At 69.0% G+C, this 17,534-nt stretch carries 17 protein-coding genes, 1 tRNA gene and 1 pseudogene; 7 read left to right on the forward strand and 12 right to left on the reverse strand.

Features of this window, described 5'->3' with window-relative positions; translation table 11 throughout:
• Nucleotides 1-46: 46 nt before the first annotated feature.
• Nucleotides 47-2,407, reverse strand: coding sequence for an excinuclease ABC subunit UvrA (locus FVQ89_RS08600; RefSeq protein ID WP_147901393.1), 2,361 nt, complete (start codon nt 2,405-2,407; stop codon nt 47-49).
• Between the two features lie 153 nt (nt 2,408-2,560).
• Here FVQ89_RS08600 and FVQ89_RS08605 point away from each other — a divergent pair, with 153 nt between their 5' ends.
• The 4 genes from FVQ89_RS08605 to FVQ89_RS08620 are packed head-to-tail and all read left to right on the forward strand — an operon-like array spanning nt 2,561 to nt 6,215.
• Complete coding sequence (locus FVQ89_RS08605; RefSeq protein ID WP_147901394.1) at nt 2,561-3,673, forward strand: ABC transporter substrate-binding protein; 1,113 nt, start codon at nt 2,561-2,563, stop codon at nt 3,671-3,673.
• A gap of 2 nt (nt 3,674-3,675) precedes the next feature.
• Entirely contained in the window at nt 3,676-4,500 is an 825-nt protein-coding gene (locus tag FVQ89_RS08610; protein ID WP_147901395.1) for an ABC transporter ATP-binding protein, read from the forward strand.
• Nucleotides 4,501-5,319, forward strand: a complete 819-nt coding sequence (locus FVQ89_RS08615; protein WP_255513492.1) for an ABC transporter permease — start codon at nt 4,501-4,503, stop codon at nt 5,317-5,319.
• Nucleotides 5,316-6,215: an ABC transporter permease gene (locus tag FVQ89_RS08620; RefSeq protein WP_255513494.1), complete on the forward strand. Its 900-nt coding sequence runs from the start codon at nt 5,316-5,318 to the stop codon at nt 6,213-6,215. Before FVQ89_RS08615 ends, FVQ89_RS08620 begins: the two co-directional genes overlap by 4 nt.
• 26 nt (nt 6,216-6,241) lie before the next feature.
• On the opposite strand, the gene FVQ89_RS08625 is transcribed toward FVQ89_RS08620, so the two are convergent.
• The 3 genes from FVQ89_RS08625 to FVQ89_RS08635 form a co-directional block, all read right to left on the reverse strand.
• Nucleotides 6,242-7,675: an HNH endonuclease signature motif containing protein gene (locus FVQ89_RS08625; protein ID WP_147901396.1), complete on the reverse strand. Its 1,434-nt coding sequence runs from the start codon at nt 7,673-7,675 to the stop codon at nt 6,242-6,244.
• Nucleotides 7,676-7,744: 69 nt separating this feature from the next.
• Complete coding sequence (locus FVQ89_RS08630; RefSeq protein ID WP_147901397.1) at nt 7,745-8,269, reverse strand: adenine phosphoribosyltransferase; 525 nt, start codon at nt 8,267-8,269, stop codon at nt 7,745-7,747.
• Nucleotides 8,270-8,331: 62 nt separating this feature from the next.
• Nucleotides 8,332-8,745: a nuclear transport factor 2 family protein gene (locus FVQ89_RS08635; RefSeq protein WP_147901398.1), complete on the reverse strand. Its 414-nt coding sequence runs from the start codon at nt 8,743-8,745 to the stop codon at nt 8,332-8,334.
• A 6-nt stretch (nt 8,746-8,751) separates the two neighbouring features.
• On the opposite strand from FVQ89_RS08635, the gene FVQ89_RS08640 reads away from it, so the two are divergent.
• A tRNA-Pro gene (locus FVQ89_RS08640) sits at nt 8,752-8,825 on the forward strand.
• Between the two features lie 303 nt (nt 8,826-9,128).
• Here the strand turns inward: FVQ89_RS08640 and FVQ89_RS08645 are convergent.
• Nucleotides 9,129-9,980 (reverse strand): NAD(P)H-binding protein, encoded by an 852-nt coding sequence (locus tag FVQ89_RS08645; RefSeq protein ID WP_147901399.1) that lies wholly within the window; start codon nt 9,978-9,980, stop codon nt 9,129-9,131.
• 56 nt (nt 9,981-10,036) lie between these two features.
• Nucleotides 10,037-10,750: an SDR family NAD(P)-dependent oxidoreductase gene (locus FVQ89_RS08650; protein WP_147901400.1), complete on the reverse strand. Its 714-nt coding sequence runs from the start codon at nt 10,748-10,750 to the stop codon at nt 10,037-10,039.
• Between the two features lie 124 nt (nt 10,751-10,874).
• Between FVQ89_RS08650 and FVQ89_RS08655 the strand changes: the two genes are divergently transcribed.
• Together FVQ89_RS08655 and FVQ89_RS08660 are read left to right on the forward strand one after the other, a co-directional pair.
• A complete protein-coding gene (locus FVQ89_RS08655; RefSeq protein ID WP_147901401.1) occupies nt 10,875-11,714 on the forward strand; it encodes a helix-turn-helix domain-containing protein in 840 nt (279 codons plus the stop codon).
• A 54-nt stretch (nt 11,715-11,768) separates the two neighbouring features.
• Nucleotides 11,769-12,137, forward strand: a pseudogene (locus FVQ89_RS08660) (MMPL family transporter); the annotation flags it as partial.
• A 35-nt stretch (nt 12,138-12,172) separates the two neighbouring features.
• On the opposite strand, the gene FVQ89_RS08665 reads toward FVQ89_RS08660, so the two are convergent.
• The 6 genes from FVQ89_RS08665 to FVQ89_RS08690 all read right to left on the reverse strand — a co-directional run.
• Complete coding sequence (locus tag FVQ89_RS08665) at nt 12,173-12,976, reverse strand: ABC transporter ATP-binding protein (protein ID WP_147901402.1); 804 nt, start codon at nt 12,974-12,976, stop codon at nt 12,173-12,175.
• Nucleotides 12,973-13,794, reverse strand: a complete 822-nt coding sequence (locus FVQ89_RS08670) for a siderophore-interacting protein (protein WP_147901403.1) — start codon at nt 13,792-13,794, stop codon at nt 12,973-12,975. The genes FVQ89_RS08665 and FVQ89_RS08670 overlap by 4 nt, the downstream gene beginning before the upstream one ends.
• Nucleotides 13,791-14,813: an iron chelate uptake ABC transporter family permease subunit gene (locus tag FVQ89_RS08675; protein ID WP_147901404.1), complete on the reverse strand. Its 1,023-nt coding sequence runs from the start codon at nt 14,811-14,813 to the stop codon at nt 13,791-13,793. Before FVQ89_RS08675 ends, FVQ89_RS08670 begins: the two co-directional genes overlap by 4 nt.
• Nucleotides 14,810-15,838, reverse strand: coding sequence for an iron ABC transporter permease (locus FVQ89_RS08680; RefSeq protein WP_147901405.1), 1,029 nt, complete (start codon nt 15,836-15,838; stop codon nt 14,810-14,812). The genes FVQ89_RS08675 and FVQ89_RS08680 overlap by 4 nt, the downstream gene beginning before the upstream one ends.
• Nucleotides 15,835-16,815, reverse strand: a complete 981-nt coding sequence (locus tag FVQ89_RS08685; protein ID WP_147901406.1) for an ABC transporter substrate-binding protein — start codon at nt 16,813-16,815, stop codon at nt 15,835-15,837. The genes FVQ89_RS08680 and FVQ89_RS08685 overlap by 4 nt, the downstream gene beginning before the upstream one ends.
• A 106-nt stretch (nt 16,816-16,921) precedes the next feature.
• Nucleotides 16,922-17,534 (reverse strand): AraC family transcriptional regulator (locus FVQ89_RS08690; RefSeq protein WP_222706057.1); only part of this gene is annotated, 613 nt, incomplete at its 5' end.

Below are 17,534 nucleotides of genomic sequence, written 5' to 3' on the forward strand. Positions count from 1 at the left end.
CCGGGGAGGGGCGCGCGCGAGCCTGCGGTCGGGGCGCGGGTGAGGATCAGCCGGCGAGGTAGTGGGCCAGGTGTTGCCCGGTGAGGGTGCTGCCGTCGGCGACCAGGTCGGCGGGGGTGCCCTCGAACACTACGCGCCCGCCGTCGTGCCCGGCGCCGGGACCGATGTCGACGATCCAGTCCGCGTGGGCCATCACGGCCTGATGGTGTTCGATGACGATCACCGACTTGCCGGAGTCGACGAGCCGGTCGAGCAGAGCGAGCAGCTGGGCGACATCGGCGAGGTGCAGGCCCGTGGTGGGTTCGTCGAGCACGTAGACCCCGCCCGTCTCGCCCATGTGGACGGCGAGCTTGAGTCGTTGGCGTTCCCCGCCGGAGAGGGTGGTGAGCGGCTGCCCGATGCCGATATAGCCGAGCCCGACGTCGACCATCCGCTCCAGGATCGCGTGCGCTGCGGGCACCCGGGCGTCACCCTCACGGAAGAACGCCTCCGCCTCGGCCACGGGCATCTCGAGCACTTCGCTGATGTCGCGCCCCCCGAGGCGGTATTCGAGCACGCTCGCGTCGAACCTTCTGCCTTCGCACACTTCGCAGGTGGTGGAGACGGTCGCCATGGGTCCCAGCTCGGTGTAGATGACGCCGGCGCCGTTGCAGTTGGGGCAGGCGCCCTCGGAGTTGGCGCTGAACAGGGCCGGCTTCACGCCGTTCGCCTTCGCGAAGGCCTTGCGGATCGGTTCGAGCATCCCCGTGTACGTCGCGGGGTTGCTGCGCCGGGATCCGCGGATGGCGCTCTGGTCGACCGTCACCACGCCCTCGCGGCCCGAGACCGACCCGTGGATGAGGGAGCTCTTGCCGGACCCGGCTACGCCGGTGACGACGGTCAGCACTCCGAGCGGCAGGTCGACATCGACGTTCTGCAGGTTGTGGGTGGTCGCGCCACGGATCTCGATCGCGCCGGACGGGGCGCGCACCTCCGACTTCAGCTGGGCGCGGTCGCCGAGGTGGCGTCCGGTGAGTGTGTCGGCGCGGCGGAGCTCGTCGACGGTTCCCTCGAAGACGATCTCGCCGCCCCCGGAACCTGCGGCCGGGCCCAGGTCGACCACGTGGTCGGCGATCGCGATCGCTTCGGGCTTGTGCTCGACGACGAGCACCGTGTTGCCCTTGTCGCGCAGCTGCTCGAGCAGAGTGTTCATCCGCCGGATGTCGTGGGGGTGGAGGCCCACGGTGGGCTCGTCGAAGACGTAGGTCACGTCGGTGAGCGACGAGCCGAGATGCCGGATCATCTTGGTGCGCTGCGCTTCGCCGCCGGAGAGCGTTCCGGAAGAGCGGTCGAGCGAGAGGTAGCCGAGTCCGATGGTCACGAAGGAGTCGAGCAGATGGCCGAGTCCGTCGAGAAGCGGTGCGACGGCCGGCTCCTTGAGGCCGTGCACCCAGTCCGCGAGGTCGCTGATCTGCATGGCGCAGGCGTCGGCGATGGAGATGCCGTCGATCTTCGACGACCGGGCCCCTTCGTTGAGCCGCGTGCCCCCGCAGTCGGGGCAGGGTGCGAACGCCACGGCGCGCTCCACGAAGGCGCGGATGTGGGGCTGCAGAGCGTCGACGTCCTTCGAGAGCATCGACTTCTGCACCTTCGGCACGAGACCTTCGTAGGTCATGTTGATCCCGGAGACCTTGACCTTGGTCGGCTCCTTGTAGAGCAGGTCGTTCAGCTCGGTCTCGGTGTAGTTGCGGATCGGTTTCGCGGGGTCGACGAACCCGGATTCGGCGTACATCCGCACCGCCCAGCCGTCGGCGGTGTAGCCGGGGATCGTGATCGCGCCGTCCTGGAGCGAGAGCGAGCGGTTGATGAGCTGGTCGAGGTCGATGTCCGAGATCTGCCCCATGCCCTCGCAGCGTGGGCACATTCCGCCCAGCTGGGTGAACTCGGGGTGGACGGTCTCGGTCCGTGTGCCCTTCTGGACTTCGACGGTGCCGCTGCCGTGGACGCTCGGGATGTTGAACGAGAACGCCTGCGGTGCTCCGATGTGCGGTTCGCCGATTCTGCTGAAGAGGGTGCGCAGGAGCGCGTTCGCGTCGGTGACGGTGCCGACCGTGGAGCGGGAGTTGGCGCCCATCCGCTCCTGGTCGACGATGATCGCGGTGGTGAGCCCCTCGAGGCGGTCGACGTCGGGGCGTGCGAGTGACGGCATGAAGCCTTGGACGAAGGCGCTGTAGGTCTCGTTGATCATCCGCTGCGATTCGGCGGCGACGGTGTCGAACACGAGGGAGCTCTTGCCGGAGCCGGAGACGCCGGTGAAGACGGTGAGCCGCCGCTTCGGCAGCTCGACGCTCACATTCTTGAGGTTGTTCTCGCGGGCGCCGGTGACGCGGATCGTGTCGTGCCGGTCGGCGTGGTGGGGTGCCGTCATAGCTCGAAGCTAGCGCCAGCCTCCGACCCGAGGAAGTGCGCGCGGGGCTCGTCGCGTAACACCCCGGAAACGTGGCGGCGCGTGTCGCGAAATGTTGTCTCGCTAGCGTCGGCACATCACATTCGCCCTCTGTCTGAAGGGACCTGCATCCGCATGGCATTCTCCGGTCGTCGCACCACCACCCGCCGCGTCGTCGCGGCTGTCGCCGCATCCGCTGCGGCCGCGCTCGTTCTCGCCGCGTGCTCCACCACCGACTCCGACGATGGCTCTTCCGCCGAGGGGGACGCCTCGTACGGCGAGATCAGCGTCCAGTACTCGTGGATCAAGAACGAGGAGTTCGCGGGCGAGTTCTACGCCTACGAGAACGGCTACTACGACGAGGCCGGCTTCGACAGTGTCGTCGGCATCTCGGGCCCCGACACGGGCGTCGCGAAGCTGTTGTCGGGCACCGTGCAGGTCGCCCTTTCGGATGCCGCGTCGGTCGGCGCGGCGATCGCGGAGCAGGACGCTCCGCTGAAGATCATCGGCGCGACGTTCCAGAAGAACCCGTTCACGATCCTGTCGCTGAAGGACGGCGCCGACATTCAGACGCCGCAGGACCTCGTGGGCAAGAAGATCGGTGTGCAGGACTCGAACGCGAGCGTGTTCGCGGCGATCCTGAACGCGAACGGCATCTCGCCGGATGACGTGGAGGTCGTGCCGGTCGACTTCGACCCGACTCCGCTGATGAACGGCGACGTCGACGGTTTCATGGCGTACCTCACGAATGAGGCGCTCACCGTGGAGCTCGCCGGCTACGACATCACGAACCTCCCGTATGCCGACAACGGTGTGCCGTATGTGGCGGAGACGTTCACGGTGACCGACCAGTACCTCGCCGAGAACCCGGACCTTCTGAAGGCGTTCCTGACCGCCGAGATCAAGGGCTGGACGGATGTCTTCCAGGAGGACACCGACTCGTCGGTCTCGCTGATCGAGAAGTACTACAACCAGGCGGCGAGCGACAACGCGGACGGCCTCGAGTCGGTCTTCGGTGCGCTCGACCCGGTGAAGACCGGCAAGGGTCTTGAGGCGGAGAAGACGCTGATCTCCACGGAGGACACCGAGGCCAACGGCCTGTTCACCATCACCGACGCGCTCAAGGAGCAGACTGTGGCGTCTCTGGCCGCCGCGGGCTGGGAGGTGAGCGTGGACGACCTGTTCGACACGACGCTGATTGACGAGATCTACGCCGAGAACCCTGAGCTGAAGGCGTATCTTCCGTAATCATGTCGATCGCGACTCCGGATGCCGGTGCCCGGGTGACCCCAGGTACCGGCATCCAGATCTCCGGACTCAGCAAGAGCTTCGACGCCGGGCGCGGCCGCAAGGTGCAGGCGCTGCAGGACACCGAGCTGCACACCGAGCAGGGCTCGTTTTTGGCTCTGCTGGGTCCGTCGGGGTGCGGCAAGTCGACGATTCTGCGCATCCTCGCCGACCTGGAGGAACCCACGACGGGCGAGGTGCGGGTCGACGGTAAGACCCCGGATGAGCTGCGGCGAGGCAGCGAGCTGGGTATCGCGTTCCAGGACCACGCCCTCTTGGCGTGGCGCAGTGTGCGTTCCAACATCCGTCTTCCGTTCGAGGTGGCGGGACGGAAGGTCGACGACGCGTATATCGATGAGCTGATCGCGCTGGTGGGCCTCACGGGTTTCGAGAAGGCGAAGCCGTCGCAGTTGTCGGGCGGCATGCGCCAGCGGGTGTCGATCGCTCGGGCTTTGGCGCTCAAGCCGTCGGTGCTGCTGCTCGACGAGCCGTTCGGCGCCCTCGACGACATGACCCGCCAGAACCTGAACCTCGAGCTGTTGCGCATCTGGACCGAGAAGCCGGCGACGACTCTGCTCGTGACCCACGGAATCGCGGAGGCGATCTTCCTCTCCGATCGGGTGGCGGTGATGTCACCGCGGCCCGGCCGCGTGAAGGAGATCATCGAGGTCGACCTGCCGCGCCCGCGGACCCCGGATCTGATGCGCTCGCCCGAGTTCCACGCGCTCGTGGACCGCGCATCCGAGTTGCTTTTCGGCTCTGACGGCCACGCCGAGGCGGAGGCGTAGGTGGCGTCGCGCGGCGGCCGCCGACGGATGCCGGGCTGGCTGGCGGGCATCGTCGGTGCGGTCGTGATTGTGGCCGCGTGGTGGTTGCTGTCCGTGACGGTGTTCACCCCTCCCGAGGGAACCGACTTCACTCCGGTGCCCACTCCGCTTGCGGTGTTGCAGCAGTTGATCGCCGATGGGCCGTCCGCGTACTGGTCGGTCTTCCAGGTCACCGTCACGGAGGCGCTCATCGGGTTCGCCTGGGGGAACGGTCTGGCGCTGCTGCTGGCCTCGACCGTGCTGCTGTTGCCGCGGATCGAGCCGGTGGTGACGCAGATCGCCGTGGTGTCGTACTGCCTCCCGGTGGTGGCCGTGGGCGGTATCGCGATCGTGGTCCTCGGCGGGGCGAAGCAGCCGGGTGATCCGTCGGCGACGGCGATTTTCCTCGCGGCGCTCGCGGTGTTCTTCACGACGGTCGTCGGTGCGCTCGCCGGGTTCCGTGCTGCCGATCGGGCGAGCCTCGACGTGGTGCGGGTGTTCGGCGGCGGACGGTGGACGCAGCTCACGAAGGTGCGGCTGATCGCTGCGGCCCCGGCGATCCTGAACGCCCTGCAGATCGCGGTGCCGAGTGCTTTCCTCGGCGCGGTGCTGGGGGAGTACATGGGTGCGACCGACCGGAGCGTGGGTATCACGCTCATCCGACTGCAGGGGAATCTGGACTCGACACGGGTCTGGGCCGTTTTCCTGCTGTGCGCGGTGGTCGCGCTCGTCGGGTATGCGATCGTGGGTCTGCTTTCGCGGCTGGTGACGCCGTGGGTCTCGGGGAGGCGGTCGGCGTGAGCCTTGCCGCGTTCGAGACGGTCACGGATCCGCAGCACGATGCGATGATCCGTCGGCAGGTGCGGCGTGACCGTGGCCGTGCGCTCGCTCGTACGATCGGTCGGTCGCTCGGCAACGCGCTTCTGACGGTCGTGATCGTGCTGCTGCTGTGGCAGGCGGTGGTGAGCCTGACCGGCATTTCGCCGTATGTGGCGAAGGGCCCGCTGGATGTCTGGCAGTACCTGTTCGTGGACGAGCCGGGTGTCGATCCGGATCGGTCGGCGGCCGCCCATCGCGCCGCGCTCGTTCCTCTTCTGACCACGACGCTCGCCGACGCGGCTCTCGGCTGGGTGGTCGGCATGGCTGTGGCGATCGTGCTGGCGGTGCTGTTCTCGCTGTCGCGTGCGGTGGAGGCGGGGGTCATGCCTCTCGCGCTCGTGCTGCGGACGGTTCCGCTGGTGTCGATCGCTCCGGTGATCATCCTGCTCACAGGGCGGGGGACCACCGCGTCGGTGGCCGTGATCGGCAGCATCGTGGTGCTCTTCCCGGCGCTCGCGTCGGTCATGTTCGGACTGAGCCGCGCGAATCGGGAGAGCCTCGATCTCGTCGCGGTGTTCGGCGGCGGTCGGCTGACCCAGCTGCGGAAGGTGAGCATCCCGGGAGCGCTGCCGTCGTTGTTCGTGGCGGCTCGCGTTTCGGTGCCGGGCGCGGTGACCGGTGCGTTGCTCGCGGAGTGGTTGTCGACCGGCACGGGCATCGGCGGCATGATCCAGAAGTTCAGCGCGTCGGCGCGTTTCGACGAACTGTGGGCGTCGGTCGCGGTGATCACGTTCGTGACTCTCGTGCTCTACAACATCGTGCAGATCGTCGAGAACATCGTGCTGGCCAGGATGGGCATGGCGGCGTCGCTCAGCTGAGCCACTCCGGCCGCTCGCGACGGGCATCATCCGGCCCTCGCGAGGAGGCGTCGGTATGCCGCGGATCGCGTCTCCAGCGGGATCGGGGTGCGCGTTCGGTCGCGAGATGCGGGCGGGATCATGCGGTAGTTCGTGCCCTGGTCGTGTTCGATCTCCCACCCGGCGTCGTGCACGAGCAGGTGGTGGTGCCGGCACAGCAGGATGCCGTCGTCGATGTCGGTGCCGCCGCGGTCTCGTACCCAATGCCGGATGTGGTGGGCTTCGCACCACGACGGTGGCCGCTCGCAGCCGGGGAACCGGCATCCGCCGTCTCTCGCTGCGAGCGCGATGCGCTGCGGCGCGGTGAAGAGACGGGAGCGCCGGCCCACGTCGAGCGGTCTGCCCGATCCGTCGAAGGTGATGCGCTGCGTTCCGGAGGAGCACGCGTGCCGCTCGGCCGTGGCGATGGAGACCGGCGCGGACTGCCCTTCAAGAGACGCGACACCGTGACGCCCGGCGAGCTCCCGCTCGGTGACGAGCACGCGCACGGCGGGTGCGCCGACTCCGGCAAGAAGAGTCGGATCGGCGTGCCAACCGGCCTGCATGAGCGAGAGGAGGGTGTCGGAGGCGAGCTGCTGCGGAGTGCGCGGATCGTTTCTGATCGCTTCGTCGCGCGCAGCGGCGGCGGAATCGACGAAGCGAGGCCCGCCGAGTTGCGGGGCGGTGGCACGGTCGACGATGTCGGTGATGATCGCGGCCGTCTCCGGATCCATCACCCACACCCCGCGCGTCATGCCGTCTGATTGCCGATGGAGTCGGAAGGAGCGCGCATCGCGTCGCCTGCGCTCACGGTCGGCGACGCCCTCTTCGTCGATCTCGTCGCGCACCTCACGGGCTCGACGGAACAGGCGGTCGGCGTCGAGGTGCGCCCCTTCAGCGAGAAGCATCTCTACAGCTGCCTCGACCATCCCCGCAGACAGGATTTCCTGGGCGTCGCCGGTATCGACACCTTCGAGCCCGCGGCGGATCGCATCCGCCTTCTCGACGGACGCCTCACCCGATCGCACGGCCTGCGCGAGCCGCCCGTGCCATCCGGCGGGCGGGCCGCTCCCCGCATCCGGCGCATCCACCGCCTCTACGAGGAGCGTGCCGATCGCGACCGCTCGCCGTGCGTCGCCGAGGCTCGATCCGGTGGTGACGCGCACCAGTTCCGCGGCCGTCCGATGCCCGAGCGACTGCGCGAGCCCCTGGAATCCGAGCTCCATCCGCGAGCGGCGTGCCACCTCACCCGCGACCAGTGCCATCCGCGCGCGTATCGCGCTCTCTTGATCGGCGAGGATCCTGGCGAGATCGAGCAACTGCTCCTGGCCGAGCGCACGCACCTCCGTCTCGCCCCAGGTGGCCCCACGAATGCGCGCCCGCAACTCCACCTGAGCCGCGATCAGCGGTGACTCAGGCGGCAGAACCGGGGGAGTGGACATGCCTCCACGCTAGCCACATTCGAACATGTGTTCGAATAACGCGCAGCAATCTGTGGAGAACTTCTCCGGTCACACCCGCTGCAGGCTGTGTACTTCGCCCGACGCGAGTCGATCCCGCCCGCCGAGCCCGTCGAGTTCGAGCACGACGGCGGTTCCGGTGAGCGCCCATCCGGCCCGCTCGATGAGCCGCTGGGATGCGGCGAGTGTGCCGCCCGTGGCGAGCACGTCGTCGAGCAGCAGCACTCGGGCGCCACTCGTGAGCTGGTCGACGTGCACCTCGAGCGTCGCCTCGCCGTACTCCAGCGCATAACTCTCGGCGAGCGTCGCGCCCGGCAGCTTGCCCGCCTTCCGCACGAGCAGGAGGCCGTGTCCGCTTCGGGCAGCGGCGGCGGCGGCGAGGGCGAAACCGCGCGCCTCGACGCCCGCGATCACGTCATAGGCGCCCTCGAACGGCGCCACCAGGGCATCCGCAATCGACGCGAGCGCCGGGCCGTCGGCGAACACCGGGGTGAGGTCGCGGAAGAGGATCCCGGGCTCCGGGAAGTCCGGAATCACACGGGTGAGGCGGTCGAGATGCGCGAGAGCGTCGGTCACCGGTTCAGGCTACGCGGCGCGTGTGGCGGGGGTGTTTCGCGCCGCGCCAACGCACTCGACGCTCACTCGGTGGGCGCGATGATCACCTCGCGGATGAGATCGCCGGTGAAGCGGAAGGTGATCGGCCCGGTGCCGTTGAATCCGCCACCGCTGACGGTGAGCACCGCCACCACGGTGTCGGGTTCGGTGCTCTTCTCGACGGACTCGACCTCGAAGTGCGCGCTCTTGCCGATGTTGTCGGTGCGGTTCCATGACGCGATCTCGTCGCGTCCGCGGAAGTGTCGGCCCCAGTCGTCGAGCGCGCCGTCGGTGGGTGCGAATACCCGGGCGGACTCTCGGCGCGCACCACGATTTTCCGTGTCCGGGGAGGCGAGGTGCTGGCGGCGGAGAGGGCGCTCGCCGAGGCGGCGGCGTCGAGTCCGGATTCTGAACCCGCGGCGACAGGGTAAAGTAGTGAGCCGTGCCGTTCGCGGCACAAGCCACGGGCTGTGGCGCAGCTTGGTAGCGCACTTGACTGGGGGTCAAGGGGTCGCAGGTTCAAATCCTGTCAGCCCGACGTAATGCGAAAGGGTCGTCCATAAGGACGGCCCTTTTGCATTATCTCGTGCCGGTGGAACTGTACCTGCGAGCAGGTGGGCCCACGCCGCCAAGGGGCCCCGGGCGCCGCGCAGCCGCGTTTGGGGTGGCGGTGGGGACAAATCCTGTCAGCCCGACGTAATGCGAAAGGGTCGTCCGTAAGGACGGCCCTTTCGCAGTATCTCGTGCCGGTGGATACAAATCCTGTCCGCCCCACGCGACATGCACAGACGCGAAGGCGTGGGGTGCTCGCCCGGCTGGCCGAGCACCCCACGCGGCGTCGTCAGTTGAAGTCGGCCCGGTGCTGCTCGGCCCACTGCCCGAACGTTCGGGGGGCGATGCCGGTGAGGTTCTGCACGTCGTCGCTGAGCACGCCGGAGCGTCCGGCGCGGAACAGCTCCTGGAGGTTCTGCAGTCCCCGCGCCTGCGGCTCGGGGGTGCCGCGGGAGATGTTGACCTCGGCGAACTGCTCCGGGGTGACGGGCACGAACTCGATCTCGCGGCCCAGGACGTCGGCGAGGATCTCGACCTGCTCCCGGGCGGAGAGCGCCACAGGGCCGTTGAGGATGTAGCTGTGCCCCTCGTGGCCGGGCTGGGTCAGCACGGTGGCGGCGACACGGGCGATGTCGTAGGGGTCGATCGGCGGCGTGAGTCCGGGGTCGGTCGGGTCATAGACCTTTCCCTCGGCGGCGATGCTGTTCTTCCACCACAGCGCGTTGGAGGAGAGGGTGTTCGGCTTCAGGTAGGTGATGTCCAGACCCGAGGCGCGCAGCACGTCGTCGCGTGCCTTGATCGCAGCGCCGATGATCGGCATCGGGTGGATCACGGTCCCGATCGAGGACAGCACCACAATCCGACGCACGCCGGCGGCCTTGGCGGCGTCGACGACGTTCTGCGCCTGCGCGGGGACCGGCGCGGCCTGCATGAAGAAGATGGCGTCGACGCCGTGCACCGCCGAGCCCAGTGCGGTGGTGTCGTCGAGGTCACCGACGGCGAGATCCGCCGCCTCGGGCAGCTGCTGGCGAGCCTTGTCGGGGTTGCGGACATACGCGCGGACCTGGTGACCGGCGTCGATGAGCTGGGCGACGAGCTCGCCGCCGACGTTTCCGGTGGCTCCGGTGATGAGGAAATTCATGATGCTCCTTGATGAGGTTGTCGAGTGTCGTGAGATGGATGGATGGACAGGCGGGGTCACCACGGCACGTCGCCGTCGCGATCGCGGTAGCGGCCGGTGAGGTCCCGGTCCTCGCCGATCGCGAAGCGGATGATCGCGTCGGTGCCGTCCGTGACCGAGTGACCCATGCCGCCCGTGAACTTGGTCGCCGTCAGCCCCGGATCGGCGGCGTTGATCCGGACGCGGGGAAGCAGACGGGCGTAGCGCACGGTCAGCATGTTGATCGCAGCCTTCGAGGCTGCGTAGAACGGGTTGCCGACCCGTGACTCGATCGTGGAGCGGTCGTGGAACCTCGCCAGCGAGCCGAGGCCACTGGTCACGTTGACGATGCGCGGCTCCTCGGCGCGCTCCAACAGAGGCAGGAATCCGTGGATGACGCGGACGTAGCCGACCACGTTGGTCGCCAGCACCTGTTCGATTCCGGCGGCGGTGAGGTCGTGGACGTCGCCTTGCGGGCCGGTGATGCCGGCGTTGTTGATGAGGATGTCGAGGTGCCCGGCTTCGGCCTCCACGTGGGCGGCTGCCGCTTCGACCGACTCGTCGGAGGTGACTTCGAGCGGAACGAATCGCGTACCGATCTCCTGCGCCGCGGCGGTGCCGCGCTCGGGGTTGCGGGCGCCGACATACACGGTGCAGCCGGCCTCCACGAGGCGTCGGGCGGTCTCGAGTCCGATGCCCTGGCTCGCTCCGGTGACCAGCGCCACCGGAGCCGGTTCGCTGGATGATGCCATGCAAAGCTCCTTCCGGTCCGGGACCGATTCCCGGGCCGAAAGCAACTCTGCGTTCCGCGGTGCGCGACCGCGTGGCCCAGCCTGTGCCACCCTCACCAGGCTGTAGGAGAGGACACTGGAGGGCATGGAAGTCCTTCCTGAACTCGGCCCGCTGCTGCGCACGTGGCGCGGGCGACTGCAGCCGGCCGATGTCGGCTCGCCCTTCGGGTTCACCTCCACGCGGACCCCCGGGCTGCGACGAGAAGAGGTCGCCTGGCTCGCCGGTGTCTCCCCGGACTACGTCAAACGCCTCGAACAGGGCCGCGCACACCCCACCGCCGGTGTCGTGTACGCCCTCGCGCGTGCCTTGCGGCTCTCCGAGGCGGAGACTGCGAGCGCACTGCGTCTGGCCGGGCACGCGAGCGACCTGCGGGCGCTGATGCCGCGCCGGATCACTCCGAGCGTGCGGCGCCTCCTCGACCGGTTCCCCGACACCCCGGTGGCCGTGTTCGACGCTGCCTGGACCCGCCTGGACCAGAACCCGATGTGGAGCGCGCTGACAGGCGACCGTCGTGGCCGCGGCGAACGGGACGACAACCTCGTCTGGCGCATCTTCATGGGCGATCCGGGGCGGGTCCGCCACCCGCAGCCCGACCAGTACCGGGCATCGATAGTCGCCGACCTGCACCGAGTCCACACCCGCTACCCGAACGACTCCGATCTCGCCTCTCTGGTCAGCACGCTGCGACAGCGCAGCGACCAGTTCGCACGCCTCTGGGACACCTCCGCCCTCGGCGAGCATGGCAACGAACGCAAGACCATCGACCACCCCGAACTCGGACCCATCGAACTCGACTGCGACATCGTCACCGTCCAAGGAGCCGAGCTGCGGCTGATCATCTTCACCGCCGAACCCGGCACCACCGCAGCCGAACAGCTCCGGCTGCTCGATGTCATCGGCACCGAGCGCGTCGTCAGCCCCTGAATGCGCGGTTGAGGTCGAACGGGCTCTCACCGCTCCTGAGGGTCATCGTGGCGGCTGAATGTGCTCTTCGGCCTCGCGATGGACTATCAGCTCTTCACGGCATCCGGGATGCGCGAGGAGTACGTGCATGGGGCCGAAGCGCGACTCGCCATTCGCCGGGGCCTGCACGCGGGGCGCTCGGTGGTCACGGTGGCGGCGCTGATCATGGCGGCGGTGTTCGCCGGATTCACCTTCAGCCCGGACTCGATGGTGGCCCCTCTGGGGGTCGGCCTCGCCCCCGGCGTCCTTCTCGACGCTTTCATCGTGCGGCTGCTTCTCGTTCGCGCGCTCTTGCACCTGTGCGGTTCCGCCGCATGGTGGCTACCGCGCTGGCTCGACCGCATCCTGCCCGATATCGACGTCGAGGGCGTCGCGCTCGAACGCCGGGGAGTCGCGGCGGTCGCGCAGCGATCGCCCCGTCAGCCTCGCGCTCGCGGAATCACGAGCGGCGTCCCGGTCTCCGGATCCTCCAGCACCCGGCACGGCAGGTCGAAGACGGACTCGACGGTCTCGGCCGTCAGGGCAACATTCGGCGGACCCTCGACGACGATCTTCCCGTCGCGCATCGCGATGAGCCGATCGGCGTATCGGGCGGCGTGATTGAGGTCGTGCAGCACGGCGACGATCGTCCGACCCTGCTCGCGATTGACCAGGCGGAGCAACTCGAGCGCCTCGATCTGGTGCGCGATGTCGAGAAACGTGGTCGGTTCGTCCAACAGCAGGGTCCGGGTGTCTTGGGCGAGCGCCATGGCGAGCCAGACGCGCTGGCGCTGGCCTCCGGAGAGCGTGTCGACATCACGGGTGGCCAGGTCCGTCACGCTCGTCTGCTCCATCGCGAGGCGGACGGCCTGCTCGTCTCGATCCGTCCACGGTGCGAATGCGGGGCGGTGCGGGTGGCGGCCTCGGGCGACGAGGTCGACCACGCGCATCCCCTCGGGTGCCGAGTTGCTCTGGGACAGGAGCCCCAGCTCGCGGGCGAGTTCCCGCGCGCCGCGGGTGCGGATGTCATGGCCGTGCAGCACGATCTCGCCGGATGTCGGGCGTACGAGGCGCGCGATCGCTCGCAGCAGAGTCGACTTGCCGCATCCATTCGGCCCCACGATCGCGACGAACTCTCCCGCACGGATGTCGAGCGTCAGCGCGTCGACGACGGGCCGGTCGCGCTGGTAGGCGATCGCGACGTCGCGAAGAGCGAGCGCGGGAGGTTCCTGTGGCCCGGTCACAGCAGCCCCTGCTGCGCGTAGAGTTCCTCGGCGCGGTCGGTCTGGGTTTCGTCGTCCTCGTCGGAGGAGTAGACGTCGGCGAGACGGCGGTGGAACGCCTCGCCGGCGGCCTCATAGCGCGCGAGCCATCGCTCGCGATCGCGGCGCCAGTAGCCCATCGTCATCCACCGATGCGTCGGCCACGTCAGCTCGCGGCGCAGGTGGTGCCGCACGCGGCGCATGTCGCTGGCCTCGCCCGCGAACCACAGGTAGCCGGGCAGCGTGGTCTCGGTGAGCGCGAGTGTTTCGGGTACGAGCTGATCGGCATCCACCCAGCGCAGGGTGTCGCCTGCGCGTAGCGGCAGCTCCTGCCGGTCGGCGGGGTCCTCCACCGAGATCACGACGTGGATCGGCGGCGCGGCCCGCGCGGTCCGTTCCTCGAGGATTCGCCCGATCGCCGGGAGCGCGGTCGCGTCGCCGGACAGCGCGATCCACGTCGCATCCTCCGGCGGCGCGTAGTGCCCCCGCGGCTGATCGAATGCGACCTGGTCGCCGATGGCGGCCCGTGCCGCCCATTCGGTCGCAGGGCCCTCACCGTGCAGCATCAGGTCGATGTCCAGCTCGCCGGCTTCGGCGCGCCACGCGCGGGCCGTGTAGTACCGATGGACGGGCTCGCCGCTCGGGACGGGCACCGAGATGGCGAAGAACTCGTCGGCGCGGATACCGAGAGTCGGCGCCTCGTCACCGATGCGGATGTCGCCGATCGTGACGCGGACCATGTGCGGCGTGATCTCGCGTCGCGCGATGACTCGGCCGCTGTGCCGAATGTGTGCGGTCATCGGGTCGTCCTTTCTCGCGCGGACAGCAGCCACGCCAGGTAGATGCCGCCGAGGATGACGGTGACCAGCCCCGTCGGCAGGATGGTGGGAGCGAGCAGCCTCGACGCCGCGAGGTCGCTGAGGCTCAGCAGCACCGACCCGGTCGCCGCGGACGCCGCGAGCGGGATCGTGCCGGTGCGCCACGCGCGCCTCGCGATCTGCGGCGCGGCGAGTGCGATGAATCCGATCGGGCCGGCGATCGCCGTCGCGATCGAGACGAGCGCAACGGCGATCGCCATCGCGCCCCACCTCGTCGCGTGGGGGCGGGTCCCCAGTGTCGCCGCACGATCGTCGCCGAACTCGTAGGCAGCCAGTGCGGGGGCGAGCCCTCGGATCGCCGCCCCGGCGATCAGGACGGCGATGACGCTGGGGGCGACCCAGATCCCGTCGACGCCGTTGAGTGAGCCGGTGGCCCAGATCGCTGCGGCGCGCGCGACCAGGTCGTCCGAGCGCAGGACGATGACCGTGTTGACGGCGGCGAGGATCGCGGTGACTCCGATGCCGGTGACGACGAGCACGAATCCACTCGCTCCGGATCGGCTGCTGAGCGCGAACACCGCGACGGTGGCGGCGAGTCCGCCCAGAACGGCGCTTCCGGTGAGAGTGGCGACGCTGACGGTCCCCGCACTCATGGCGAGGAGGACACCGGTGAACGCTCCCGTCGACATGCCGAGGATGTCGGGGCTGCCCAGGGGGTTCCGGGTGACGATCTGGAACAGCGCCCCCGAGAGGGCGAGCATTGCCCCGACGGTGATGCCGAGCACGGCGCGGGGCAGGCGCCACTCGCGCACGACCATGACGATTCCGGGGTCGCCCTCGCCCGAGAGTGCGCGGATTGCATCACCGAGGTCGATGGCGAGGTCGCCCGTGGTGAGGGTGGCGAATGCGGCGACCGCGAGCAGCGCGCCTGCCACGGTCCATGCCAGTGCGCGCCGGCGCCGCAGCGTCGGGTCCAGGCGCGTCAGTGTCCGGGCCGTCATCGGGGTGACCTCCGGCGCTGCGTGAGGACCATCAGCATCGGCGCCCCGAGGAACGCCGTGACGACCCCGAGCGGCAGTTCGCGCGGGGCGATCACGGTCCGTGCCAGCAGATCCGCGCCGAGGATGAGCACGGGACCGCCGAGCAGGCTGTACAGCAGAGCGCGGGGCTGGTCGGCTCCCGTGAACCGGCGAAGGGCGTGGGGGACGAGGAGGCCGACGAAGGCGACCGGGCCGACTGCTGCGGTTGCGGTGCCGCAGAGCACCACGATGGCGAGGAACCCGACGAGACGCACGCGGGGCCCCCGCGCGCCGAGGCCGTGCGCGGCTTCCTCGCCGAGCACGAGCAGGTTGAGGCCGCGCCCGTTGCCGAACGCGATCGCCGCACCTGCCGTGATAACGCCGAGGACGAGGAGCGCGGTCGGGGCGTCGCGGGCCGCGAGCGAACCGGACTCCCACACGCGGATCCGCACGTAGTCCGCGGGGTCGAGGAGGCTCAGCGCCTGGGTGAATCCCGACAGCACGGCGGCGACGGCGACGCCCGCGACGACGAGGCGGGCGACGGAGGCGTCGCGGCGTGCGGTGCCGATGAGCGCGACGACGATGCTGGCGGCAGCGGCTCCCGCGAAGCCGAACCAGAGTGTCTGGCCGAAGTCCTGCAGGTCGAGGATGACGAACGCGACGGCCACGGCGAACGACGCCCCGGCGTTGACGCCCAGGATTCCCGGATCAGCGAGCGGGTTGCGGGTGAGTGCCTGCATGACGACCCCGGCGACGGCGAGCGCGCCACCGACGGCGATCGCGAGGATCGCCCGGGGGAGACGGAGCGTGTGAACGACGATCGAGGTCTGCGATCCGTCGGGCGAGAACAGGAGTGACAGCGCTTCGAGCGGCGAGAGCGGGGGAGTGCCGATGCACAGCGTCGCGATCGCGAGCACGACGATGAGGCCGATCCCGATCGGCACGAGGAGCAGGGAGGAGGGCCGTCGCGGTGTGCGACGGCCCTCCGGACGGATCGTTGGGATCATTCGCTCAGCGGCTGCAGAACCTTCTCGGTGAGCTCGTTGATCCAGTCCTGCGCCGTCTCGTAGTCGGTGACCGAGGTCGTGAGGCCGTAGACGGCTCCGGATTCGGCGACGGGGAGGCTCTGGAACAGTTCGGAGTCGATGATCTCCTGAATGCCCTCGAAGATCTCCCCATCCGTCGAGGCGAACGTCAGCGCCTGGGTCACCCCGTCGAACACGACCGGGATCTGATCGAGGGGCAGCGACACGTAGCCGCTTCCCTCGGTGTCCTCGATCTGCGCGCCGGCTCCGTAGTTGAGGCCCATCTCGGTGACGACGAGGTTGCCGGTCGCGCCGGTGGGCAGCTGGACGGAGAACTGACCGGCTTCGTTGCCGAACGAGAAGTTGATCCACACGTTCTGTTCGATCACCTCGCGGTACTGCTCCTTGGTCGCGTCGCGGAGCTCCTCGTAGGCGGCCTTGCTCGCCTCCCAGACGTCGGTCGTGCCGGTGGCTTCGGCCGCCTGCTCGGTCAGCGACTGCCAGTCTCCGCGGTCGTCGCCTCCCAGGATGACGGTCGGCGCGATCGAGCTCAGGCGCTCGAAGGCGGCTTCGTCGACCTCGTAGGCGTCGCCGATGATCAGCTCGGGCGTGGTCGCCGCGAGCGCTTCGAAGTTGATCTCGCCATACGTGCCGATCACCGCGGCATCGGCGATGAAGTCCTGCTGCGCCTGCGTGTAGCTGTCGAGCCACTGCGAGTAGTCGATCGTCGCGATCGGCTGGATGTCGAGGGACATGAGCTGCCAGGGCGTGTCGTAGGAGACGGCAGCGACGCGATCCGGGTCGCTGGGGACCTCGATATCGCCGTACACCGTCTCGACCGTGAATGTGTCGGATGCGGCGGGCGACACGTCGCTCGTGTCTGACGTGCAGGCGCTCAGCGCGGCTGTGGTGACGACCGCGATCAGCGCGATGGCGCCGGTTCGACGAAGTAGGGACACACGTGCTCCTCGAATGGTTAGGTAAGGGTTACCTAATTATCCAGAAGTTTCAGGCCGATCTCGTGTCGAGACCTGCGCAGATCCGTCCGCTTCGTTCGCGAATCGGTCAGCTGGCGTGGATGCCGCGTGCGAACTCGCGCGGAGAGGTACCGGTTTCCCGTCGAAATGCCGTCGCGAACGCGGACGGTGAGTCGAAGCCCACGATCCGCGAAACGGATGCGACGGAGTGGCCGAGAAGCAGCTCGGCCATGGCTGCTTGAACGCGCAGCCGCGTGCGCCACGCCGAGAACGACAGACCCGTCTCGACCCCGAACCGCCGGGTGAAGGTGCGGACGCTCACTGAGCAGTCGGAGGCCCACTGCTCGACCGTGCGCGGATCGCCCGGAGCCTGCGCGAGCTCGAGAGTGACCTGCCGCAGCCAGTGAGTCGTCGGCTGAGGCAGCCCGTCGTCGGCGCGGGCGTCGAGCGACAGGAGGTCGAGCGCGAACGACTCCGCCCGCTGCCGCGGTTCGGGTCGTTCCTCGACTTCAAGGTGGCTCAACACGGCGTCCAGAAGTGGCGACGTTGTGAGGACCGTGGGCTGCTGCAGCGCCCCCGGGAGCACGGTCGTGGCGAACCAAGTGCACCGCATCCCGTTGCCCGGCTTGGCGCGCACAGCGTGCGGGCACCCCGCGGGGATCCAGATGGCCGCTCCGCGTGGCAGCACGTGCACGCGCGTC

Origin of the sequence: Homoserinibacter sp. GY 40078 (genome assembly GCF_008017545.1) — a bacterium.
Taxonomy (GTDB): domain Bacteria; phylum Actinomycetota; class Actinomycetes; order Actinomycetales; family Microbacteriaceae; genus Homoserinibacter.